This is a genomic window from Sorangium sp. So ce131 (assembly GCF_051519095.1).
Lineage (GTDB): Bacteria > Myxococcota_A > Polyangia > Polyangiales > Polyangiaceae > Sorangium.
In genome coordinates, this window is record NZ_CP150455.1 from 4,600,283 (window position 1) to 4,620,698 (window position 20,416).

The 20,416-nt window shown below is 69.7% G+C and carries 19 protein-coding genes; 9 read left to right on the forward strand and 10 right to left on the reverse strand.

Going from position 1 to position 20,416, the window contains the following annotated elements; genetic code table 11:
* Positions 1 to 99 precede the first annotated feature (99 nt).
* The 3 genes from WMF43_RS16885 (at position 100) to WMF43_RS16895 (ending at position 4,930) form a co-directional block, all read left to right on the forward strand.
* Positions 100 to 2,769 (forward strand): heavy metal translocating P-type ATPase, encoded by a 2,670-nt coding sequence (locus tag WMF43_RS16885; protein ID WP_437681407.1) that lies wholly within the window; start codon positions 100 to 102, stop codon positions 2,767 to 2,769.
* A gap of 164 nt (positions 2,770 to 2,933) precedes the next feature.
* The gene (locus tag WMF43_RS16890) at positions 2,934 to 3,695 is read left to right on the forward strand and encodes an alpha/beta fold hydrolase (RefSeq protein ID WP_437681408.1); all 762 of its coding nucleotides are present in this window, start codon (positions 2,934 to 2,936) and stop codon (positions 3,693 to 3,695) included.
* A gap of 464 nt (positions 3,696 to 4,159) precedes the next feature.
* The gene (locus tag WMF43_RS16895) at positions 4,160 to 4,930 is read left to right on the forward strand and encodes a DUF1326 domain-containing protein (RefSeq protein WP_437681409.1); all 771 of its coding nucleotides are present in this window, start codon (positions 4,160 to 4,162) and stop codon (positions 4,928 to 4,930) included.
* A 154-nt stretch (positions 4,931 to 5,084) separates the two neighbouring features.
* Here WMF43_RS16895 and WMF43_RS16900 read toward each other — a convergent pair whose 3' ends face one another.
* The gene (locus WMF43_RS16900) at positions 5,085 to 5,954 is read right to left on the reverse strand and encodes a sterol desaturase family protein (protein WP_437681410.1); all 870 of its coding nucleotides are present in this window, start codon (positions 5,952 to 5,954) and stop codon (positions 5,085 to 5,087) included.
* Between the two features lie 63 nt (positions 5,955 to 6,017).
* Here WMF43_RS16900 and WMF43_RS16905 point away from each other — a divergent pair, with 63 nt between their 5' ends.
* The gene (locus tag WMF43_RS16905) at positions 6,018 to 6,659 is read left to right on the forward strand and encodes a TetR/AcrR family transcriptional regulator (protein ID WP_437681411.1); all 642 of its coding nucleotides are present in this window, start codon (positions 6,018 to 6,020) and stop codon (positions 6,657 to 6,659) included.
* A 395-nt stretch (positions 6,660 to 7,054) separates the two neighbouring features.
* Here WMF43_RS16905 and WMF43_RS16910 read toward each other — a convergent pair whose 3' ends face one another.
* Both WMF43_RS16910 and WMF43_RS16915 read right to left on the reverse strand, forming a co-directional pair.
* A complete protein-coding gene (locus WMF43_RS16910) occupies positions 7,055 to 7,210 on the reverse strand; it encodes a hypothetical protein (RefSeq protein WP_436626287.1) in 156 nt (51 codons plus the stop codon).
* Between the two features lie 615 nt (positions 7,211 to 7,825).
* Positions 7,826 to 8,845, reverse strand: coding sequence for an AraC family transcriptional regulator (locus tag WMF43_RS16915; RefSeq protein ID WP_437681412.1), 1,020 nt, complete (start codon positions 8,843 to 8,845; stop codon positions 7,826 to 7,828).
* A gap of 142 nt (positions 8,846 to 8,987) precedes the next feature.
* Between WMF43_RS16915 and WMF43_RS16920 the strand changes: the two genes are divergently transcribed.
* A complete protein-coding gene (locus WMF43_RS16920; RefSeq protein WP_437681413.1) occupies positions 8,988 to 9,395 on the forward strand; it encodes a nuclear transport factor 2 family protein in 408 nt (135 codons plus the stop codon).
* Between the two features lie 221 nt (positions 9,396 to 9,616).
* Here WMF43_RS16920 and WMF43_RS16925 read toward each other — a convergent pair whose 3' ends face one another.
* From WMF43_RS16925 to WMF43_RS16935, 3 genes are all read right to left on the reverse strand, one after another.
* Complete coding sequence (locus tag WMF43_RS16925) at positions 9,617 to 9,898, reverse strand: hypothetical protein (protein ID WP_437681414.1); 282 nt, start codon at positions 9,896 to 9,898, stop codon at positions 9,617 to 9,619.
* 178 nt (positions 9,899 to 10,076) lie between these two features.
* Entirely contained in the window at positions 10,077 to 10,352 is a 276-nt protein-coding gene (locus WMF43_RS16930; RefSeq protein ID WP_437681415.1) for a multicopper oxidase domain-containing protein, read from the reverse strand.
* A complete protein-coding gene (locus tag WMF43_RS16935) occupies positions 10,256 to 11,218 on the reverse strand; it encodes a multicopper oxidase family protein (protein WP_437681416.1) in 963 nt (320 codons plus the stop codon). Before WMF43_RS16935 ends, WMF43_RS16930 begins: the two co-directional genes overlap by 97 nt.
* A 422-nt stretch (positions 11,219 to 11,640) precedes the next feature.
* On the opposite strand from WMF43_RS16935, the gene WMF43_RS16940 reads away from it, so the two are divergent.
* The 4 genes from WMF43_RS16940 (at position 11,641) to WMF43_RS16955 (ending at position 15,392) form a co-directional block, all read left to right on the forward strand.
* On the forward strand, positions 11,641 to 12,105 hold the full coding sequence (locus tag WMF43_RS16940) for a hypothetical protein (protein WP_437681417.1): 465 nt from the start codon (positions 11,641 to 11,643) through the stop codon (positions 12,103 to 12,105).
* Positions 12,102 to 13,505: a multicopper oxidase family protein gene (locus WMF43_RS16945; RefSeq protein ID WP_437681418.1), complete on the forward strand. Its 1,404-nt coding sequence runs from the start codon at positions 12,102 to 12,104 to the stop codon at positions 13,503 to 13,505. The genes WMF43_RS16940 and WMF43_RS16945 overlap by 4 nt, the downstream gene beginning before the upstream one ends.
* A 432-nt stretch (positions 13,506 to 13,937) precedes the next feature.
* A complete protein-coding gene (locus WMF43_RS16950; RefSeq protein WP_437681419.1) occupies positions 13,938 to 14,270 on the forward strand; it encodes a substrate binding domain-containing protein in 333 nt (110 codons plus the stop codon).
* A 570-nt stretch (positions 14,271 to 14,840) separates the two neighbouring features.
* Positions 14,841 to 15,392 (forward strand): DUF305 domain-containing protein, encoded by a 552-nt coding sequence (locus WMF43_RS16955; protein WP_437681420.1) that lies wholly within the window; start codon positions 14,841 to 14,843, stop codon positions 15,390 to 15,392.
* Positions 15,393 to 15,442: 50 nt separating this feature from the next.
* On the opposite strand, the gene WMF43_RS16960 is transcribed toward WMF43_RS16955, so the two are convergent.
* From WMF43_RS16960 to WMF43_RS16975, 4 genes are all read right to left on the reverse strand, one after another.
* Positions 15,443 to 15,838, reverse strand: coding sequence for a four-helix bundle copper-binding protein (locus WMF43_RS16960; protein ID WP_437681421.1), 396 nt, complete (start codon positions 15,836 to 15,838; stop codon positions 15,443 to 15,445).
* 414 nt (positions 15,839 to 16,252) lie between these two features.
* Complete coding sequence (locus WMF43_RS16965; protein WP_437681422.1) at positions 16,253 to 16,624, reverse strand: cupredoxin domain-containing protein; 372 nt, start codon at positions 16,622 to 16,624, stop codon at positions 16,253 to 16,255.
* 69 nt (positions 16,625 to 16,693) lie between these two features.
* Entirely contained in the window at positions 16,694 to 19,228 is a 2,535-nt protein-coding gene (locus tag WMF43_RS16970; RefSeq protein WP_437681423.1) for a heavy metal translocating P-type ATPase, read from the reverse strand.
* A gap of 213 nt (positions 19,229 to 19,441) precedes the next feature.
* Positions 19,442 to 20,416, reverse strand: a complete 975-nt coding sequence (locus WMF43_RS16975; protein WP_437681424.1) for a hypothetical protein — start codon at positions 20,414 to 20,416, stop codon at positions 19,442 to 19,444.

Below are 20,416 nucleotides of genomic sequence, written 5' to 3' on the forward strand. Positions count from 1 at the left end.
GGGAGCGCCGCGCGGCCGCTCGAAGCTACAAGCGGCGCCCGCGTGGTGCTTGGGGTGTAAGAAGGCGCAGCCACGCTCGTCGGCGGAGAGGGAGACGACATGAGCCACGAGCATCACCACGAGCACGGCCACCCTCATCAGCACGGCGAGCACGGCCACCCGGCTCCCACGGCCCCGGAGCGGACGAAGGATCCGGTTTGCGGGATGACCGTCTCGCCCGAGACGGCCGCGGGACGGCACGAGCATGGCGGCCGGACGTACTTCTTCTGTAGCGAGCGCTGCCTCGCCAAGTTCCGGGCGGAGCCCGAGAAGTACGCGCCCGTCCAGACGAGGACCGAGGGAGAGCCCGCGCTGGACCCCGTCTGCGGGATGCAGGTCGACCCGAAGACTGCCGGCGAGAGCTACGAGCACCGCGGTCACCGGTACTTCTTCTGCTGCGACGGCTGCCTGGAGATGTTCAAGGCCGACCCGGACAGGTACCTGGCCAAGCCGGCCGCGTCCGCCAAGCCGGCCCACCACGCGGCGCCATCGAAACCTGCTGGCAGCCAGGGAATCACCACGTGCCCGATGCACCCCGAGGTCCGGCGGTCCGGACCGGGAACGTGCCCCTCCTGCGGGATGGCGCTGGAGCCCCTCGAGCCGACCCAGGCGGCGACGCGCGTCGAGTACGTCTGCCCGATGCACCCCGAGGTGGTCCGCACGGAGCCGGGCTCCTGCCCGATCTGCGGGATGGCCCTCGAGCCGCGCACGGTGACGGTCGACGACGCGCCAAACCCGGAGCTTGTGGACATGTCCCGGCGCTTCTGGGTGAGCGTCCCGTTGAGCCTCGTTGTCCTCGTGCTGGGGATGTCGGAGATGATCCCGGGCCAGCCGGTGCAGCGTCTCCTCGGCCACTGGCTCGTCTGGATCGAGTTCGCCCTGACCACGCCCGTGGTGCTCTGGTGCGGCACTCCGTTCTTCGAGCGCGGCTGGGCCTCGATCAAGAGCCGGCACCTCAACATGTTCACCCTCATCGCCATCGGCACGGGGGCCGCCTATGCGTACAGCGTCGTGGCCACGCTGGCGCCGGGGGTCTTCCCCCACGCGCTGCGCCACGGCGGCGCCGTCCCGGTCTACTTCGAGGCGGCGAGCGTCATCATTTCGCTCGTGCTGCTCGGGCAGGTCCTCGAGCTCCGTGCCCGTAGCCGGACGAGCAGCGCGCTCAAGGCGCTCCTTGGCCTCGCGCCGAAGACCGCCAGGCGTCTCGGCGCGGACGGTCGCGAAGAGGACGTCTCTCTCGAGCTCGTCCAGCCAGGTGACCGGCTCCGCGTGCGACCGGGGGAGAAGGTGCCGGTCGACGGCGAGGTCCTGGAGGGAAATAGCGCGGTCGACGAGTCGATGGTCACGGGCGAGCCCATCCCGGTCGAGAAGGCGCCCGGTGCCCGCGTGGTCGGCGGCACCGTCAACGGCACAGGCGGCTTCGTGATGCGGGCCGATCGCATCGGACGCGACACCCTGCTCGCCCGGATCGTCCAGATGGTGGGAGAGGCCCAGCGCAGCCGCGCCCCCATCCAGCGCCTCGCGGACGCCGTCGCGGAGTACTTCGTGCCCGCCGTGATCGCGATCGCGGTGCTGACCTTCGTGGTCTGGCTGCTCGTCGGGCCGGAGCCGAGGTTCTCGCATGCGCTCGTCAACGCGGTGGCGGTGCTCATCATCGCCTGCCCGTGCGCGCTCGGCCTCGCCACGCCGATCTCGATCATGGTCGGCACGGGGCGCGGCGCGACGGCCGGCATCCTGATCAAGAACGCGGAGGCGCTCGAGACATTCGAGAAGGTCGACACCCTCGTCGTCGACAAGACCGGCACCCTCACCGAGGGCAAGCCGAAGCTCGCCTCCGTGGCGACGCTGGGCGACCTCCCGCCGAACGAGGTCCTCAGGCTCGCGGCTAGCCTGGAGCGCGGGAGCGAGCACCCGCTCGCGAGCGCCATCGTAGCTGGGGCCCTCGAGCAGGGCCTCGAGCTCCTGCCGGCGGAAGGATTCCGGTCGATCACGGGCAAGGGCGTGGTGGGTACGGTGGCCGGGCGCTCGGTCGCGCTCGGCAACCTCAAGCTCTTCGAGGAGCTCGGTGTATCGCCGGATGATCTCCCGCGCCGCGCCGAGGAGCGCCGGCAAGAAGGCCAGACGGCGATGCTCGTGGCCGTGGACGGCAAGGCCGCGGGCATCGTCGGCGTCGCCGATCCGGTGCGTGACTCGACCGCCGAGGCCGTTCGTCTCCTCCGCCAAGAGGGCATCCACCTGATCATGCTCACCGGCGACAGCCGTACGACGGCGGAGGCGGTCGCCAGGAAGCTGGGCATCGAGCACGTCGAGGCCGAGGTGCTGCCTGACCAGAAGGCCGCCGTCGTGAAGCGCCTCCAGGCCGAGGGCCGCGTCGTGGCGATGACGGGGGACGGCATCAACGACGCGCCCGCGCTCGCGCAGGCGCACGTCGGCGTCGCCCTGGGCACCGGGACCGACGTCGCCATCGAGAGCGCCGGGATCACGCTCGTGCGCGGCGACCTCCGCGGCCTCCTGCGCGCCCGGAGGCTCAGCCGGGCGACGATGCGCAACATCCGACAGAACCTGTTCTTTGCGTTCGTCTACAACGCGCTCGGCGTGCCGGTCGCGGCGGGCGTTCTCTATCCGGTCCTCGGGGTGCTGCTCAGCCCGATGCTCGCCAGCGCAGCGATGAGCCTGAGCTCGGTGTCTGTGATCGGCAACGCCCTTCGGCTGCGTCGGATCGAGCTCTGATCGGGGCGCCGACGTCAGCGTTCCGCGTGCTGCGGTGGCCAGCACGGCCCGTTGACCGACCCGAACCGCATGGTGCGAGGGAATGAGTCCCCGGTGGCGCGCTCGGCTACGTCGACACGGCGGTCGCCCGGTTCCACTACGCCCGGACCGGGATCGGTCCGCCGGTGCTGCTCCTCCCGGGCGGCGGCGGGTGGCGGCTCAACTTCCACGCGATGATCCCCGTCCTCGCCGTGCGCCACACGGTCTACGCGCTCGACCCGCCGGGACAGGGGTTCACGGAGGTCCGCGACGCGTCGTTCCCGTACGACGCCGATGCCGTCGCCGGGTCGATCGGCGCCTTCCTCGACGCCGTCGGGCTGGCACGAACGGCGATCGTCGGTCATTCGTGGGGAGGCGGCTTCGCGCTGCGGTTTGCGGAACGCCATCCCGATCGGGTCAGCCGGCTCGCCCTGATCGCTCCCGGTGGCCTCGACGTCAAGGACGCGTGGGAGTTCCGTCTCCTGCGCTACCCGCTTCTCGGCGAGCTCGTCGTGCGCCTGATGTTCAAGCGCTCGGTGCGCCACATGCTGCGGAAGTCCTTTGTTCACCGGGAGCGGATCCCCGAGGCGCTGGTGGAGGAGGCGGCGCACGCGGCGCGGTCGCCGCATCTCCGCGCGGCCATGCTGCGTATCGAGCGGTCGGTGACGTGGGCCGAGACCGAGCGCGATCTGCCCCTCGTTCGGGCACCGGTCCTGCTCCTGTGGGGCAGCCAAGACCGCTACTTCCCGGTCCACCTCATCGACCGGTTCACCGCACAGCTGCCCGCCGTCGAAGCGCACGTCGTGCCGGGCTGCGGCCACTCCTTGCACGACGACTGCCGCCAGGCGACGTACTCGCTGCTGTCCCCGTTCCTCGAACGTGAATGCGACGCGGTGAGTGACTGCTAGCACCGCGTCGCCTGAGGACGAGCATGTCTCGGGCGACCGTCCACGTCAGCCCTGCCTTCTCCGACCGCGTCACGTAGCAGCTCACCGCGCTCTCGCCAGCTCAGGCCGACGCCGCGGTCTCCGCTCGGCTGCGCTTGCACCCGAACTTGCGTCTGACGCCCCGTCACGTCCCCTCGGGACGAGCCGTGACGTGCGCTCGGAATCCGCCGTCACGTCGGACCGGAATATGCAGCCAGTTCAGCAGACAGGACCGCCTCAGCGACCTGTAATGCCCGCCGACCGGCAACGTCTCCACGTACGAGATGCCCGCTGCGAGCCGCCCCAAGAGATGCGGCGGCTGCACGGCGGGATCGTACGCCTGCAATAAAGAACCACGATGTTCGCTGTCCCAGGGGATGCTCGCCCTGAGCTCGCAACCTCCATGGGCATACCTACACAACCGGATTGACGAAGGAGTGATGATCATGTGCAGCGGTGCATGCAATTGCAATCATGGAACGGAGATGAACATCCAGAGCGGCGGCGGACGAGTTCAGGCACTCATCGACGCGGTCGAGGGGCAAGCTGGGGCGCAACCCGACGCCCCGCCGGTCAAGGCGGAGTCGCCTGCGGACTGGCACCTCAGAGGCGAGTGGTTTGACATCTGCAGCTGCTCGTTGCCCTGCCCGTGCACGTTCGCGCAGACCCCCACGCACGGGGATTGCCTCTTCACGCTCGTCTGGCAGATCCACGAGGGGCACTACGCAGGCGTCGACCTCTCGGGGCTCGGGGTCGTCAGCATCGGCGAGTTCGCGGGGAACATGTGGGTCGGCGACCCGAACGCCATGATGAAGCTGATGTTCTACATCGACGCCAAGGCCGACTCCGACCAGCGGCGTGCGCTGGAACGCATCTTCATCGGCAAGGAAGGCGGCTGGCCCGGGAAGTTCGGCTCCCTGATCAGCGAGGTGCGCAGCATCGAGTACGCACCCATCCGGTTCGAAGCCCCCGCCGACCTGGCGCACTGGAGGGCCGAGATCCCGGGGCGGGTCAAGGTGGGGGCGCGCGCGCTCACCGGACCGACCGCGGACCCGAACCGCCGGGTGCAGTTGATCAACGCCCCCGGCGCCGAGGTCGGCCCCGGCCAGGTGGCCACCTGGGGCGTGGTCGAGGACGACCTCGCCACCGGCTTCGACTTCTCCCACACCTACAAGGGGGGTTCCAGCAAGCACTTCCCCTTCGACTGGCGTCCGTAGTGACGCCTGTGAACGTCGCGCAGAGCGGCGCTCCATTGGATGCGGCGCCGTCGTCGTGGGTGGCCTGCCACGCGGGGAGGCGGCTGCCGCATGACGCCGAGGGAACAGAGCGCGCCCCCCTGGCTCGCTCGGGGGGCTCGCTGGCGCGAGCAGGTCAGCGTCGGAACGGCAGGGCCAGCACCTGCCAGAACTGCTGCGACGGCGGGTAGCCCGCGGAGCGGTCGACGCCCAGGCGGCGCGGGGCCGCGTCCGGCCGGTACAGGAACGTCCCGAAGGCCAGATCCCACAGCGGAAGTACGGTCCCGAAGTTCCGGGCCTCGTCGACGTCGGCGCTGTGATGATAGCGGTGCAGCTCGGTGCCGATGAACACGTAATTCAGGAATCCGGCGCGGATGTCGACGTTGAAGTGCGATATCATCGTCTGGAGATCGATGAGCAACACCGCCGCGAAGACGGCCTCCGGAGACAGCCCCAAGATCAGCAGGGTCGACTGGATCAGCACCGCCGAGATGAGCGCGTTGAGGGGGTGAAACACGCCGTGCATCACCACGTACACGCGATCCGGAAGGTGATGGGCCAGGTGGACCTTCCACAAGAAGCGCCCCAGGGCTCCGTTGCCTTCGTGGCTGAGGCGATGGAACCAGTACTGCAACAGCTCGAAGACCACGAGGAAGATCCCCACGCTGGGGAGCACGGAGACACTGGCGAGCGGGCCCTCATGCCGCTCGCTGAGCCACAGGGCCAGGGTGCCGAAGCCAATCCGCACCACCGCGATGGTGACGCCCGAGGCCAGCAGGTACCTGAGGTCGCGCCAGAAGCTCTGGCGGGTCATGCCCCAGTCCGGCGACAGCGGCAGCAGGCGCTCGACAGTGATGAGCAAGACGATCAGGCCGAAGAGGTAGCCCCACAGGGCGCGCCTCAGATCCCAGCCCTGCGTCACGGCGGCGTAGATGATGTACAAGGTCACCGCCAGCAGCAGCGGGTACAGCAGGCGGCTCGTCATCCAGATCAGCGTTCCTCGCATGCGATGGATGCTAAGATCGGGCGCCTCTTCCACCTAGCGACACGGACCGCGGATTGAGCGTTAATGAACAAGAGCGCGAAAAAGTCCGGAAACGAGGACAGGGACAGGGGCGGCGACAGGACGCGGGCCGCCGGCAAGCTCGCGGATCGGCGCGTGCAGAAGACCCGGAAGCTGCTCTCGGACGCCCTGGTCTCGCTGATCCTGGAGAAGGGCTATGACGAGGTGTCCATCCAGGACATCATCGATCGAGCCAACGTCGGGCGGTCCACGTTCTACTCGCACTACGAGAACAAGGAGCAGCTGCTGCTGTTCGGACACGAGCACCTGCGGGCGCTGTCCCTGCGGGATGCGGGACGTGCGCTCGACTTCCTGCCGTTTTACCGCCACCTCGCCGAGATGCACGAGCTGGTGCGCAAGCTCCTGTCCGCGGAGAAGAGCGAGCGGGTGCTGACGCGCTCCCTGGAGGACATCCTTCAGGGCAGCATCTGCCGCCTGTACGCTCCGCGGCTGGCGCTGGAGGAGGGGGCCCTGTTCATGCTCCGCTCCGAGGCGGCGGCGGCGGCGCTGGTGCGGCTGATGACCAGCTGGGTCCACAAGGGAATGCCGTGCTCACCGGAGCGGATGGCGGAGGAGAGCACGGCGCTGCTGCAGCGGGTCCTCGCGCACGAGCGGGCCGCGGCAAGCGGACGGACGCGGGAGGAGTGAGGCGCAACCGCCGCGCCGAGGAGCACGTCCAGGCGCCACGGGAGGGGCGTGGATCGCGTAGGGGTATCCGTTCGGTAGAGCCCATCCTGACGCCGAGGAGGCCGGGGACATAGGCTTGCCGTGCGATGCGAGAGCGACGGCAGAGCGCCGGCAGCAGCGGCGAGACCGGAGCGCGTAGGTAAAAGAAGCCGGAGCGCAGCGCGAAGAAGTGTAGCGCAGCAAACCGAAAGGGTGGGACCGCGAGCGTCGTGATGGCTCGGTCCTGGGCCGAAAGAGCGGAGCGTGGTCCGGGCGGCGCCGAGCGCGCTACGGGGCGCATCGGCGTGCCGTGGGCACACGTGTCCGTCCGGGCGTTGGTCTGGCCCGGGAGGCGCGTCGCGAGACGTTATGCGGCGTCACCGGGCGCCTTGCGGCGCAGAACGGTGCTCTTCCAGTACGGCGGCCGCCGCGTCGGCGCTGGGGGAGCGTGCTGGGACGTCGGTCGGCTCGCCGAGCGCGGAGAGGAAGCGGGCGATGTTCCTTGGCTCGGTCACCATGGCGACGAGCTTCATCCGCCCCTTGCAAGTTGGGCACTCGAGGACGTCGATCGCAAATGTGCGGCGCAAGAGCTCGGCGCGGTTTGTCGACCGCCCGATAGCCGCCACGCTTGCGCTTCGAAGCGGCGTCTTCGTCCGCCTTCGTAGGCTCTTGTGGCTTCGCAGGGCGCGGTCCGATGCGCTTGCGCGCCAACGTGGGCGACTTGCCGAGGCGAGCACGCCCGCGTACTTGACGGTGTGAAAGCGCGGCGGCGGGACGCTGGCCGCGAGCCGCCACCGGCAGCCCGAGCAGCTGACCGATCGCCTCGTGCACGACCCGGGCTGCCTCCTCATCGCCGAGGGCGACGGCACGGCTTAGGGGCCCAACCCGGGCCCAACGACGGCCAAGCCCCGGGGTTGGGGAGCTCGCCGTGACCGAGCCGTCACGTCGGGCTGCGGTGGTCGCCTCGCTCGCCAGCATCCTGAGCCGCGCCGTCGCCCTCGGGGATGAGGTAGCGGCCCGGGTCGTTCACGAGGCGATCGGTCGGCTGCTCGATTTTGATCCAGCAGCGGAGGGGCGAGCGATCGACCCCGCGAGCCCGACGGGTTCGGCTACGCAGGATCGATGCTGATCTGGCCTCGTTCCGTGCGTCAGGCGCGCATCGACGCGGCCGCCCGATAGGCGCGCGGCGCCATCCCCACCTCGCGACGAAAGGCGGTGCTGAACGCGCTCTCGGACTTGTACCCGAGGTCGAACGCGATCTGGCCGATGGAGCGCGCCGGATCACGGACCAACGCGTCCCGCGCCAGGCTCATGCGCCACGCGATCGCGTAGTCGTACGCCGGTCTCCCCACCAGCGCCTTGAAGCGCGCCGCGAACGCGGTGCGCGACATCCCGGCCGCGCGCGCGAGCTCGCCCACGACGATCGATGACGCCGGGTCGCGGTGAATACACCGCAGCGCGACGCCGATGTGCGGATCGGCGAGGGCGGCGATCCACCCCACTCGCTTGCGCAGCTTCGTGCGGTCCAGCGACCGCAAGATGCTCACCAGGATGAGCTGCGCGATCCGGTCGAGCACGAACCCACGCGCCGCTTGATTCTCGCCGACCTCGCGCACGAGCAGCCGTGCGAGCTCGTGCGCCGCCCCCGCCGCGGTCGCCGGGATGCGCAGCAGCGGCGGCAGCACGCTCGTCACCCAATGGGCGTGCTGGGGATCGAAGTTGAAGTAGCCGCCGATGATTTGCACCTCGGCCACACCCCGCTTCGGACCGATGCGTAGCGTCTCTCCCGGCGCCCGCCGGAAGAGGGCCTCGGCCGGGCGCACCGGCGCGTCGAGATCGCTGGCCACCAGGTAGGACGGAGCATTGCACAGCACATAGACGTCGCCGGCCTCGAGCACCTGCGGCCGCTTGCGCTCGAAGCTCACGAACACGCGACCGCGCGCGATCGTCCCGAACTTCACGTGCGGGCAGGCGTCGAAACGAAGCGCCCACGGTCCGCGGGCATCGATGCGAGCCGAGAGGACGGTCTCGGTACGCAGCAGCGCCAGCACGCCTTCGATGGGGTCGCCCGGGTGCTTCATGTACGATCCGTAAAGTATTGTGGCGTCTTCGTTATGGCAAGTCCAGCCACGGAGCCGCATGATGACGTCATTGGGAGGCAACGCCATGACGACCCTCGAACAGGCCCAAGCGTCCATCGCCGCGCTCGAACAAGACCGTCCGAATGCGATCGCCCCACTGCTCGATCCTCACTTGTAAGAACAACGGCTGCGCCTGTTTCGGCGTCGGTTACTCAAAAGGGGAAAGAACATGACGATACCAACGAATAAGCATCTTGTCGAAGAGTTTTTTGCAAAAGTCAACAAGAATGATCTGGCCGGCGCATTCGCGATGATCCATGACGACGTTGCCTGGTGGAGCGCCGGGGGCGAACGTCTTCCATTTTCCGGCGTCAAGAATAAGTCCGAATTTATTGAGGCGATGAATGCCGTCAGCGCGATTTTTCCAAAAGGACTGAAACTCGTTCCCACCGGCTTGGTCGCGGAGGACGACCGCGTCGCTGTGGAATTGGCTGGTCACGCGGTGACGGCGGATGGCCGCAACTACGAGAACCTTTATCATTCCGTGATCACGTTCAAAGACGGGAAGATTGTCGCCGTAAAGGAGTATCACGACACATTGTACGCAAAAATCGTTCTCGTCGACGGCCAACGGTGACGGCTAAGCAGGGAACCGGAACGCGCTGCGGTCCGCGCTGAAAAAGCGGGGCGGAAACCTCCAGCGAGCGAAGGGACGCTGGCCATGAGCCGCATCGTCCGCTCGCGCGCCATGGCGGGTGGTAGCCGGCGGCAGAGCTGAGGCGTTGTCAAGATTGCTGCTGTTTCCAGCAACCGCTCGTCATCGGCCGGTTTTTCTGGCGGGATCCCTGACGCGTGGAACTAGCTGGGGGCCCCGAGCTGACCCCGATCCATCCATGCACGCGCCAGGTTGGCCGCGACGACACCTGCCACGAGCCCGCCGATCAGCCCGGCCGCCTCCCCGAACAACAGCGCACTGCATCGAAGCGCGGCGACCGAGCCTACGCCGAGCACCATCCCGATGGCTGTCGTGGCGCGGTGCTCGCCTGGCACGCGCGGTATGAGCAAGGCCAGCGACAGACCGAGCATCGCGCCCACGGCGACGCAGGCCCCCGGCATCGTGCAGCATGTCCCCGAGCTCATGTCCGCATCCAGACGGCAGCACGGCCGCAAGACGGAGAGCGGAAGAGCCAGCGTCGCGAGCCCGGCCAGGAGCCCACGCCGCGCGCCGCGCAGGAGCCACGTCCCGCGCCACTCGATGAAGAGCGGATCGAACGCGCTCCGCTCCCCCTGCGCCAGGCGCCCCGCGCTGACGACGCGTTCACATCGACCTCACGTCGAGCAGCGACATCATGCCGGCCTCGGCGTGCTCCAGGATGTGGCAATGGAGCATCCAGCGCCCCTCGTCGAGAGGGACCACGCCGACGTCGACGGTCTCACGCGCGTGGACCAGCACGGTATCGCGGAAGAACGGCTCGTCGGCGCGTCGGCCGTCGCGGCTCAGGACCTTGAAGAACATCCCGTGAAGGTGGATCGGGTGGAGCCGGCCGGAGTCGTTGACGAACCGGAGCTTGCTCCAGTCCCGGCGCGGCAGCACCGACAGCTCGTGCCCATGACCGTCCGAGGCCGACGCCTCCGTGTCGTGAGCATGGCGAGCCGCTGCGCCGTTGAGCGTCCACTCTTGAGGAGCCGGAGGCGAATCCGCTCGCCGGGCCGGACGGCGAGGCGCTCGTCGATGTTCCGGTTGACGGTAATGACGTTGCCCCAGCGACCGTCGTGCATGAGGTCGTGCGGGGTATTGAACTGCGGATCGATCGCGCCCTCTCGGATGCGCCAGTCGTCGAGCACCCAGACGACGTCGCGCGAGTAGGCCGGAGGCGCCGGGTCCTCGACCACCAAGGCGCCGTACAGGCCGCGCTCGACCTGCTCGCTGCTCCTCAGATGCGGGTGGAACCAGAACGTCCCGGCATCCTTGGGCACGAACTCGTAGACGAAGGTCCCTCCCGGCGGCACGGCCGGCTGCGTGACGCCAGGCACGCCGTCCATCCCGTTGGGGAGGCGCACGCCGTGCCAGTGCACGGTGGTCGGCCGCGCGAGCCGGTTCGTGAACGTCACGCGGACCCGCTCGCCGCGCTTGACGCGGATCGTGGGCCCGGGGACCTGGCCGTTGTAGGCCCAGACGTCCAGGGGCTGCCCGTCGAGCAACGGCAGGGTCACCGGGGCTGCCTCAAGCGCGACGTCGCGGACGACTCCGGTCGGTTCCGCCGCCTCCGGGTAAGACCCCTCGAACTCGCGCACCTGCGCGCTCAGGGGCTTGCCGCCGGCGGGCACGGTGCCGACAGACGCGGCACCGCGCTCTGGTGCGCGCCAGGGAGGACGGGGCTGGAGAAGCAACGCCGCCGCGATCCCGGCGGCGAGCGTGGCGCCGATGATCAGCGGGTACCGCCGCGAGGTAGTTGCCATCGTCTCGTGTCCTTCCGCTCACGTTCCAAGGTGCTCGTGGAAACCGACCCCGGGGGCGTTCCAGCGGTCGGTCGCGTAGCACATGAAGGGTTCTTCTTTCAGTCCTGCGCGGAAGACGCGCGAGCCTCCGCCGCATTACAGGGGAGCGCGGGGCTCAGCTCGCCTGCCTCGGGCGCGATCACCGCGATCCCCGCGACAGGCTCGGTGGCCAGCCCGGCCGTGCGCCGTGCCGGTGAGCGGACGGATCGAAGAACGGAGCGGGCATCGCCGCCGGGGCCGCGGGCGACAGAAAAAAATGTGTCCGCGTGTCACGCATGGCCCGCTGGTGCCTAGAACAAGCGGCGGCGTCGTGCTGCACCTCGCCGCTGTGACCAAACGGGTTACATTCAGGGGACACCAGAGACCAACAAGGAGACTCAGCCATGGCTTACGCTCGACTCATCGGCCTCGCCGCCGTCAGTCTCGCCCTTGCCGCCTGTGGAGGTTCGGAGACGGGAAGCTCTCCCGCCGAGGGCACGGGAGGGGGCGGCGGTGCGGGAGCCGCGAGCGGCACGGGGGGGCACGGCGGCACTGGAGAGGGCGGCGGGCCTGCGGCGACGGCGCCCGACGCGCCGGTCCTGTCGTTCGTGATGCCGATGCTGGGCGTGGTTCACGTCGAGTGGGTGCCCCAGCCGGAGTGCGATCAGATCGAGGCCGAGCGCAAGGACCCGACGCACGACTACGCCGTCGCCTTCACCGTCGCAGGGTCGAAGAAGGCGTACATGGACTCCGAGGCGACGGAGGACATGGAGTACACGTACCGTCTGCGCTGTAAGGTGGGCGAAGTCTACTCCGGGTACTCGAACGAGATGTCCGCCAACCCCGCCGAGGAGGAGGGCGCGCCATGACGCGGCTTGCGCGTGTTTTCTCGCGCGTCGTCTCGCTGTCGTTGCTCGCGGCCGGGTGCGCCGCCGAGCAGGCGGAGGAGCCGCCCGTGCCCGACGCCTGGGGCGAGCCCACCGCCGTGCCCGACAGGAACCCCGACCCCAGGGTCGTCGAGGTCGATCTCGAGACCAAGGAGGCAGAGAAGACCTACCTGGAGGGCACGACCACCGCGGTCTGGTCCTACAACGGTACAGTCCCCGGGCCTGTCATCGAGGCGAACGTGGGCGACACGCTGATCGTCCACCTCAAGAACAGCCTGCCGGAAGCGACGACGATCCACTGGCATGGCGTCCGGGTGCCCAATGAAATGGACGGCGTGATGGCCGTGCAGGAGCCGATCGCGCCCGGCGAGACGTTCACGTACCAGTTCACGCTGCGGGACGCGGGGTTTTACTGGTTCCACCCGCACGTGATGGAGCCGGAGCAGATCCAGAAGGGCCTCTTCGGCGTCATCCGGGTGCGCGGGCCGAACGAGCCGGAGGCCGACGTCGAGAAGATCGCCGTGCTCGGGGACGTGTTCCTGAACAAGGACGGGACCTTCAACGAAGAGCTCGACGACGACACGATCATGATGGGCCGCGAGGGCAACGTCGTGCTCGTCAACGGCGAGGTGATGCCAGCGCTCGACGTGCAGCCGGGCGGGCTCACGCGCCTCCGGATCGTCAACGTGGCGAACGGGCGCTTCTTCAACCTGGCGCTCCCGGGCCACACGTTCGGCGTCATCGGCACCGACGGCGGGCTGATCCCGAAGCCATACGACACCGAGAAGCTCCTGGTCTCTCCCGGCGAGCGCTACGACGTGCTGCTGATCGCCGAAGGCGAGCCGGGAACGGAGCTCACCCTGATGAACGAGCCCTACGAGCGCGGGCACCACACCGGACTGGCCGAGCCGATGCCGCTCGCCAGGGTGCGAATCGGCGAGGGGCCCCGGCTGTCCGGGCGCACGCTCCCCGAGACGGGCCCCGCCATCGAGCGGCTACCGGGCGGGCCGGCGGAGGCGACGATCACCTTCGACGAGGGGTATGTCGACGGCAAGCTGACGTTCACGGTCGACGGCAAGGCGTTTCCGGACGTGCCGCCGCTCGACGTCGAGAACGGATCGGTCCACGTCTACGACCTGAAGAACGACGCGGAGATGGACCACCCGTTCCACCTGCACGGCTTCTTCTTCCAGGTCCTGGCCAGGGACGACGTGCCGGTGGCCGACGAGGAGCTCGTCAACAAGGACACGGTGATCCTGCCGCAGCGGTCCACGGTGCGCATCGTGACGCGCTTCGATGAGCCGGGCATGTGGATGTATCACTGCCACATCCTCGAGCACACCGAGCGCGGCATGATGGGCGAGATCCACGTCGGGCACTGAGGAGCCGCTCACCTTCGCCGGGGAGGCCTCGGTCGCCTCGGTCAATCACTCATCAGAGCGCTGCGCCTGCGCACATCACAACGGGGTGGCCGGAGTGACCTGCCGGGTCACAACGCCCTCGTCACCGCCTTCCCGCCACCTCCCCATGGACATCACGCACGAGGGACATCACGCACGAGCAAGGTCGCAGCGCGAACGCTCATCGGAGCTCCTGTCCCCTCGGGACGGCAGTGTCCGACCGGATGACGAAGCTCGAGCGCGCTGTCCGGAGGCCGAGCAGACGTCGCGCGAGCGCCGTGGCGGCAACCCATGCCGGGACGACCTGGAGGATGCCCGTAATCTCGAAGACTGCATGGATGGATCTCCGCGCCGTTGAGGCCCTGAGGTCGCGCGGGCGCCTCACCGCACCGGGTCGACAGAGACGGCCAGGTCGTGGCGCGGAGGCTCGGCGTCACGCGGATGCTCGTGTGCGCCTCGCCGGAGTACCTGCGCCGGAGCGGGTCGCCGGAGACGCCGGAAGACCTCCAGCGGCACCGCTGCCTCGGGTTCGTCCGCGAGAGCCGCGTCGTGCCGTGGCGCTTCCGCGCAGAGAGCGGGACGCTCCGGTTCGAGCCCACCGGCTTCCTCAGCGTCAACGACGGCGACGCGCTCAAGGCGATGGCCGTGGCCGGCGCCGGGCTCGCCTGGGTCTTCGACTTCATGATCGCGCCCGAGCTCGCGTCGGGGGCGCTGGTCACCGTGCTGGCTGGTCACCGTGCTGGATGAGTTCGCCGTGGACGAGCGTCCAATCCACGCGCTCTACCAGAGCCCGCGGCACATCATCCCCAGGGTACGGGTCTTCCTGGACTTCGCCTCCACGCTGTTCGGGCCACCGCGTTCATGAGAGGCCGGGCACAGCCCGAGGCGAGCAGCCCAGCTGCGCGGGCGTCAAAGCCCTGGCGAGCGGCGCCATCCGGGGTGAATGCATGTGACCCGGGCGGCCACAACGTTGCCTTGCCGAGCATCTGCGCCACACCTGAGGCCACGTTGACTCAGTGACGACGCGCTCCGCGATCGACAGATCGCTCGCCGAGACCTTGCTCCCATGGCAGAGCGAGCGGCACCGTTTTCGCATCAGAGGTGGGGGAGGTGGGGGAGGTGGGGGCCCCAACCACGGAGGATCCCATGACTCAGAGTTCCTACGAACGACCTACCCGGTCCGATGTGACGGGCGCCGCTGCCCGTGAGCGCCGCGCCGCTTCTCCCTTGCGCACGGCCGCGCCTGAGCGGCGCAGGCAGAGCGCGTTCCCTGGCCGTCTCCTCGCCGTCCTCCTGATCGCGGGAGGCTCTGTCCTCGTGAACGCGTGCAGCAAGTCCTCGTCGGACGGTCACGGCGAGCACCAGGCAGCGGGCGGCGGCGAGACGGCCGCGGCGCCGTTCGACCGGCAGTTCATCGACATGATGGCGCCTCACCACGAGGGCGCCGTGATGATGGCCGAGACCGCTCAGGAGCGGGCCGAGCACCCGGAGCTGAAGGCGATGGCGGACGACATCATCTCGGCCCAGAACCAGGAAATCAGCCAGCTGAAGGGCTGGCGCGAGCAGTGGTACGGGAGCGCAGAGACGCCGTCCATGGACGAGATGCCCATGCTCGAGGGCGTGGAGCACGACGCGATGATGGACATGGCGAGGCAGAACGAGGAGCTGAAGACGGCGGAGCCGTTCGACAGGGCCTTCATCGACGCCATGATCCCGCACCACGAGATGGCGATCGACGCTGCCGAGGTAGCCTTGCAGAAGGCCGAGCATGCCGAGATCAAGACGCTCGCCTCCGGCATCATCGAAGCGCAGCAGCGGGAGATCGAGCAGATGAAGGCGTGGCGAGCAGAGTGGTACCCGGAAGAGTAGCAGCCCGCCTGCCTCCCGACGTTCCGGCCCCCGGCGGCGCGACGGCTGGTTCAGGGCACGCTGTGGTGTCCCGGGCCGGCCGCCCCGCCCGGCCGCATCTGTGCGACCTGCTGGCATGCGGCGGCGCAGTGGCGGCACGCGTCGGCGCAGGCCTTCATCTGCGCGTCGCCCGTGAACCGGTCACAGCTCTGGGCGCAGAGCTCGCAGATGCTCGCGCACGCGGCCGTGACCTGGTTGTGTTGCGGCGAGCCGCGCAGCAGCATCGTCCCGGTCGTCTCGCAGATCTCGGCGCAATCCTGCAGGAGCTGCATGTGGGAAGGCTCGACGTGCAACCCTCCCATCTGGAGGCAGTGCTGGATCGACCGGACGCAGACTGACTGGCAGTTCTGGGCCTCGGTGGCGGTGTCCTGGAAAGCCTTGCTCAGGGTGGTCCCCTTGTGCGACATGTGTCCCTCCCTTATTTGATGATGCTTCTTGGTGTCTCGTGATCATGTCATGCGTGCTCGCTTGACATGAGGCCTACCGGCAGGGCGATAGACTTGCCGAACTGGCCATGCTCGTCATGTCGGAGCGCTCCGCATCCGCGGCTCGGAAGAAGACTGAACGAGCGCCCGATGTCGCGGATGCGTTCGTGTCATCCTGCTCGCTCATGCGGTTAGGCTGCTCACAGGACGATGTTTCGAACGGGCTTGGATCGATCTGTGTCAAGGCGGGGTGATCGATTGAATGTGACCCGCACGGTCACTATCACCGCATGTGAGTGGCCAGCTGTCGCTGTCCGCAGCCGGTGCGCCGGTGCGAGCACACGGCTGGCGCCCGCTGGGGGGCGCTCGCCGTCCACGGACCGCTTCCGTCCCTGCTCACTTCTTTGACGCGACGGCGATGGTGCCCTTGATCATCCCCATGCCGCACTCAAATTTGAGATCGCCTGCCCTCAGCTCGGGCAGATCGATGGTGACCGATTGCCCGGTCGGCAGCTCCTTGCGGATGCCGAGGCTCGGGAACACGACCTCCTTCGTGCAGTCGCCGCTGTCGTGACGGACGAGCTTGAGCTGGATCCGCTCCCCCTCGACCGCGGCGATCTTGTCGGGCACGAAGGCGCCGTGGACCATGATCTCGACCACGCGAGGGGCCTTCTGTGGCTCCGCGCTCGCGGGCTGCGAGCAGCCGAGGGCGGAGGCGACCGAGGTGATGCCGAGCGCGATCGAGAGAATTGCGTGCGTGATCTTCACGAGAATCTCCTTTCAGGTTTCGGGTGGAAGACGCGCGGGCCTCCGGCGCATTACGGTCGCGCGCGGATTTCAGCTCGCGTGGCGGAACCGGCGGAGCCGGAGAGAGCTGAGGAGCACCGAGACGCTCGACAGGCTCATGGCCGCGCTCGCGAGGACCGGCGACAGGAGCCAGCCGGTCAGCGGGTACAGCGCGCCGGCGGCGATCGGGATGCCGACCACGTTGTAGATGAACGCCCAGAAGAGATTCTGGCGGATGGTCCGCAGCGTCGCGCGCGCGAGCCCGAGCGCGGTGGGCAGGGCGGCGATGCCGCCGCGGAGCAGCGCCACGTCGGCCGCGGCGACCGCGATGTCGGTGCCGCTCGCGACGGCGATGCCGACATGGGCACCGGCGAGGGCGGGCGCGTCGTTGATGCCGTCGCCGACCATGGCGACGATGCGCCCTCGCTCCCGCTCCTCGCGCACGATGCGCGCCTTGTCCTCGGGGCGCACCTCGGCGAAGACCTCGTCGATCCCGAGCTGCGCCGCCACCGCGCGCGCGGTCGCCTCGCGGTCACCCGTCACCATCGCGACGCGCACGCCGAGCTGGTGCAGCGCGGCGACGGCCTCCTTGGCTTCGGGGGTCGGCAGGTCGGCGACCGCCACGAGGCCGGCGAGGCGGCCGTCGACGGCGACGAATGACGGGGTGTTTCCGTACCGGGCGAGCCCCTGGGCGAGCTCCTCGAGCGGCGCGGCGTCGATCCCGAGCTCGGCGAGGTACCGGGCCGTGCCGATGCGCACTTCCCGCCCGTCGATGCGGGCGACCACGCCGCGTCCGGCGTCGGCGCGGAAGTCCTCGGGCGCGGAGAGCGCGAGGTTGCGGGCGCGCGCGCCCTCGACCAGCGCCTTCGCGACGGGATGCTCGCTGCCGAGCTCCGCCGACCCGACGAGGCGCAGGAGCTCGACTTCCGAGACCTCCGCCAGCGCCTTCACGGCCGCGAGCTGCGGCCGCCCCGCCGTGAGCGTGCCCGTCTTGTCGACGAGGACGGTATCGACGCGGCTGGCGGCCTCGAGCGCCGTGCCGCCCTTCACGAGCACGCCGAGCTCGGCGCCGCGGCCGGTGCCCACGGCCACGGCGGCGGGCGTCGCCAGGCCCAGGGCGCAGGGGCAGGCGATCACGAGGACGGCGACGAACCGCTCGACCGCGGCAGCAAACCCTGTCGCGGTCGGATCCAGCGCGACCCAGGCGAGGAATGCAATGGTGGCGATGCCGAGGACCACCGGGACGAAGATGCCGCTCACGGTGTCAGCGAGTCGCGCGATCGGCGCCTTCGAGCCCTGCGCCTGCTCGACGGCCTCGACGATGTGGGCGAGCGCGGTCTCGGCGCCGGTCTTCGTGATCCGCACCGTGAGCTGCCCGCTCTGGTTGAGCGTGCCGCCGAAGACAGCCGCTCCTGCGCTCTTGTCAACGGGGAGGCTCTCGCCCGTGAGCATCGATTCATCGAGCGCCGAGGTACCCGAGACGACCTCGCCGTCGCTCGGCATCCGCTCTCCCGGACGGACGCGGACGAGGTCGCCGGGCGAGAGCGCTGCGGCCGGGATCTCCTCTTCCAGCTCGCCGCGCAGGCGTCGGGCCGTCTTGGGCTGGAGCGCGACGAGCCCGCGCACGGCGTCGGTGAGCCGCTTGCGGGCGCGCGTCTCGAGGAGCTTGCCGAGCAGGACGAAGCTGAGGATGGCGCCGACCGCCTCGAAGTAGACGTGCGGCCGCACGCCGTGCTCGGCGTGGGGGAAGAGCTGCGGCGCGACGACGGCGATCGCGGAGTAGACCCACGCGGCGCCCGTCCCGACGCCGACGAGGGTGTTCATGTCGGCCGCCCGGTGCCGGAGCGCGGCCCAGGCGAGCCGGAAGAACCTGCGGCCGGGGCCGACGACGACCGCGGTCGCGAGGGCGAGCTGGACGAACCGGCCGATCGTGCCGTCCGCGCCCGGGATGCGGCCGTGCGACATCCCGAGGATGAGCAGCGGGACGGACAGGGCGAGCGAGATCACGAAGTCCCGCCAGAGGACACGCCGCTCGCCGTCGAGGCTCTCCTCGGCGGCGGCCGCCCGTTCGGCAGGCGCGACGGTGGTGCTGCCCGGCGCGGCGCTGCTCTCCGGGACGCTGTACCCCGCGCGCTCGATGGCGGCGACGAGGCCCTTGGTGGACGCGGCGGCCGGATCGAAGGTGACTGTGGCCGTCCGGGTCACAAGGTTGACCTTCGCGTCGCTGACGCCGGCGGTCGCGAGCAAGGTCCGCTCGATGCGCCGGACGCAGGCGGCGCAGGTCATCCCCTCCACGGTGAGGTTCACGGTCGTGGCGCTGGCGCTCGTCGGGACGTGGTAGCCGGCCTCTTCCACGGCGGAGACGAGCTCGCTGCGGTCCGCTCGCGATGCGTCGGCGAGGACGCTGGCCCGGCCGGTGGCGAAGTTGACGGACGCGTCGCGGACGCCGGAGACGCCGCGGAGCGCCTTCTCGACGCGCCGGACGCAGCTCGCGCAGGTCATGCCCTCGATGGGCAGGTCGATGCGGCACACGGCCCCCTCGTCGGTGTCCTGGGGGGCGGGGATGGAGACGGATGCGGTCGACATGATCACCTCTCTGTCGACCAGCGCAGACGCAGGGACGCCCCGCAGCTTACAGCGAGAGCGCGGGAGCGCATCGCGGGCACGGCAGCAAGAGGTCGACAGCGCCCTTCGCTCGCTGGGCACGACGTGCCCCACCGATGTGTCAGGCGTGCTGGCAGTGACGGCGTCGCGCCGCGTCCGATCGCGGCAAGCGCAGCGCCGGCGGCGGGCTCCTGACTACCGCTCCACCGGCGGCGCCGGCGGCTCCGGCTCCTTCTGGAACATCCGGGCGAGGATGCGCTCGGCCGCGTCGGCCAGGAGGTCGCGCTCCATCCGGACCTCGTCGCTGAAGAACCGCGTCGCCACCCTGGCGTCGAGCGCGTGGGTGGCGAGCAGCGCGAACGCCTCGGCCTCGTCGAACGTCGCCTCGGCGATCAGCACGCGCTTCCCCGGTCCGACGCCCTCCTGATCGAAGCGGCCCTGCCAGGTCTCTCCCAGGGTGACCGAGAAGTACTGCGCCGCGACGTTCCCGGGGCGCGCCATGTGCGAGGCCGCGACCACCGCGCGGAGCCGCTCGCGCTCCTCGGGGCTCATCTGCCGCTTCCAGGCCTCGACCGTGGCGTGCATCGTCTCGATCTGGTCGCGCGCCGCGTCCTCGACGTTGGCGAGGAGGTCCTCGGTCTGGGCGCGGGCGAAGGCGGCCAGCGCCTCGGGCGCGACGCCGCCCGCCGCGGTCGCCTCGTCGAGGAGCGCGACCGACGCGTCGAGGAGCCGGCGCTGCCGCGCGAGCTGCTCCGGCGTGAAGCCGCGGCCTTCCAGGCCGGCCGCGGCCGCGGCGATGTGCTGCCGGAGCTCGGCCAGCCGGCTCCGCGCGCCGCCCTCGAGCGCGCCGCGCCGGCCCGAGAGGATCGCGTGGAGGGCGAGGGGGACGTGCGCGATCGCCTTGAGCTCGTGGTAGCGCCGGGGGCGCGCGGGCCCCTCGAACCGCTGGCCCCCGCGCCGCAGGATGAGGCTGTCGTCGATCTGGGCGATGATCGGCTCGATGCTCGCGAGGACGGCCTCCCGGCGCGCGGCGTAGGCGTCGAGGAAGGCCTGGTTGAGGATGCCGAGCGGGTCGTCGGGGGCCAGCGCGGCGCTCCCCGGGTCGCCCTGCGTCGGGTCCGGGGGCGTCGGCGAGGCCTCCTGGGGCTGCGGTGCGGCGTTCTGGGTCAC

Excerpts from the sequence above, each read along its gene's own strand:
- WMF43_RS16910 (WP_436626287.1), bottom strand. The coding sequence starts at position 7,210 with ATGAAGCTCGTCGCCATGGTGACCGAGCCAAGGAACATCGCCCGCTTC.
- WMF43_RS16885 (WP_437681407.1), top strand. The coding sequence starts at position 100 with ATGAGCCACGAGCATCACCACGAGCACGGCCACCCTCATCAGCACGGC.
- WMF43_RS16970 (WP_437681423.1), bottom strand. The coding sequence starts at position 19,228 with ATGTCGACCGCATCCGTCTCCATCCCCGCCCCCCAGGACACCGACGAG.
- WMF43_RS16915 (WP_437681412.1), bottom strand. The coding sequence starts at position 8,845 with ATGGCGTTGCCTCCCAATGACGTCATCATGCGGCTCCGTGGCTGGACT.
- WMF43_RS16945 (WP_437681418.1), top strand. The coding sequence starts at position 12,102 with ATGACGCGGCTTGCGCGTGTTTTCTCGCGCGTCGTCTCGCTGTCGTTG.
- WMF43_RS16905 (WP_437681411.1), top strand. The coding sequence starts at position 6,018 with ATGAACAAGAGCGCGAAAAAGTCCGGAAACGAGGACAGGGACAGGGGC.
- WMF43_RS16920 (WP_437681413.1), top strand. The coding sequence starts at position 8,988 with ATGACGATACCAACGAATAAGCATCTTGTCGAAGAGTTTTTTGCAAAA.
- WMF43_RS16940 (WP_437681417.1), top strand. The coding sequence starts at position 11,641 with ATGGCTTACGCTCGACTCATCGGCCTCGCCGCCGTCAGTCTCGCCCTT.
- WMF43_RS16900 (WP_437681410.1), bottom strand. The coding sequence starts at position 5,954 with ATGCGAGGAACGCTGATCTGGATGACGAGCCGCCTGCTGTACCCGCTG.
- WMF43_RS16925 (WP_437681414.1), bottom strand. The coding sequence starts at position 9,898 with ATGAGCTCGGGGACATGCTGCACGATGCCGGGGGCCTGCGTCGCCGTG.
- WMF43_RS16960 (WP_437681421.1), bottom strand. The coding sequence starts at position 15,838 with ATGTCGCACAAGGGGACCACCCTGAGCAAGGCTTTCCAGGACACCGCC.
- WMF43_RS16895 (WP_437681409.1), top strand. The coding sequence starts at position 4,160 with ATGTGCAGCGGTGCATGCAATTGCAATCATGGAACGGAGATGAACATC.
- WMF43_RS16935 (WP_437681416.1), bottom strand. The coding sequence starts at position 11,218 with ATGGCAACTACCTCGCGGCGGTACCCGCTGATCATCGGCGCCACGCTC.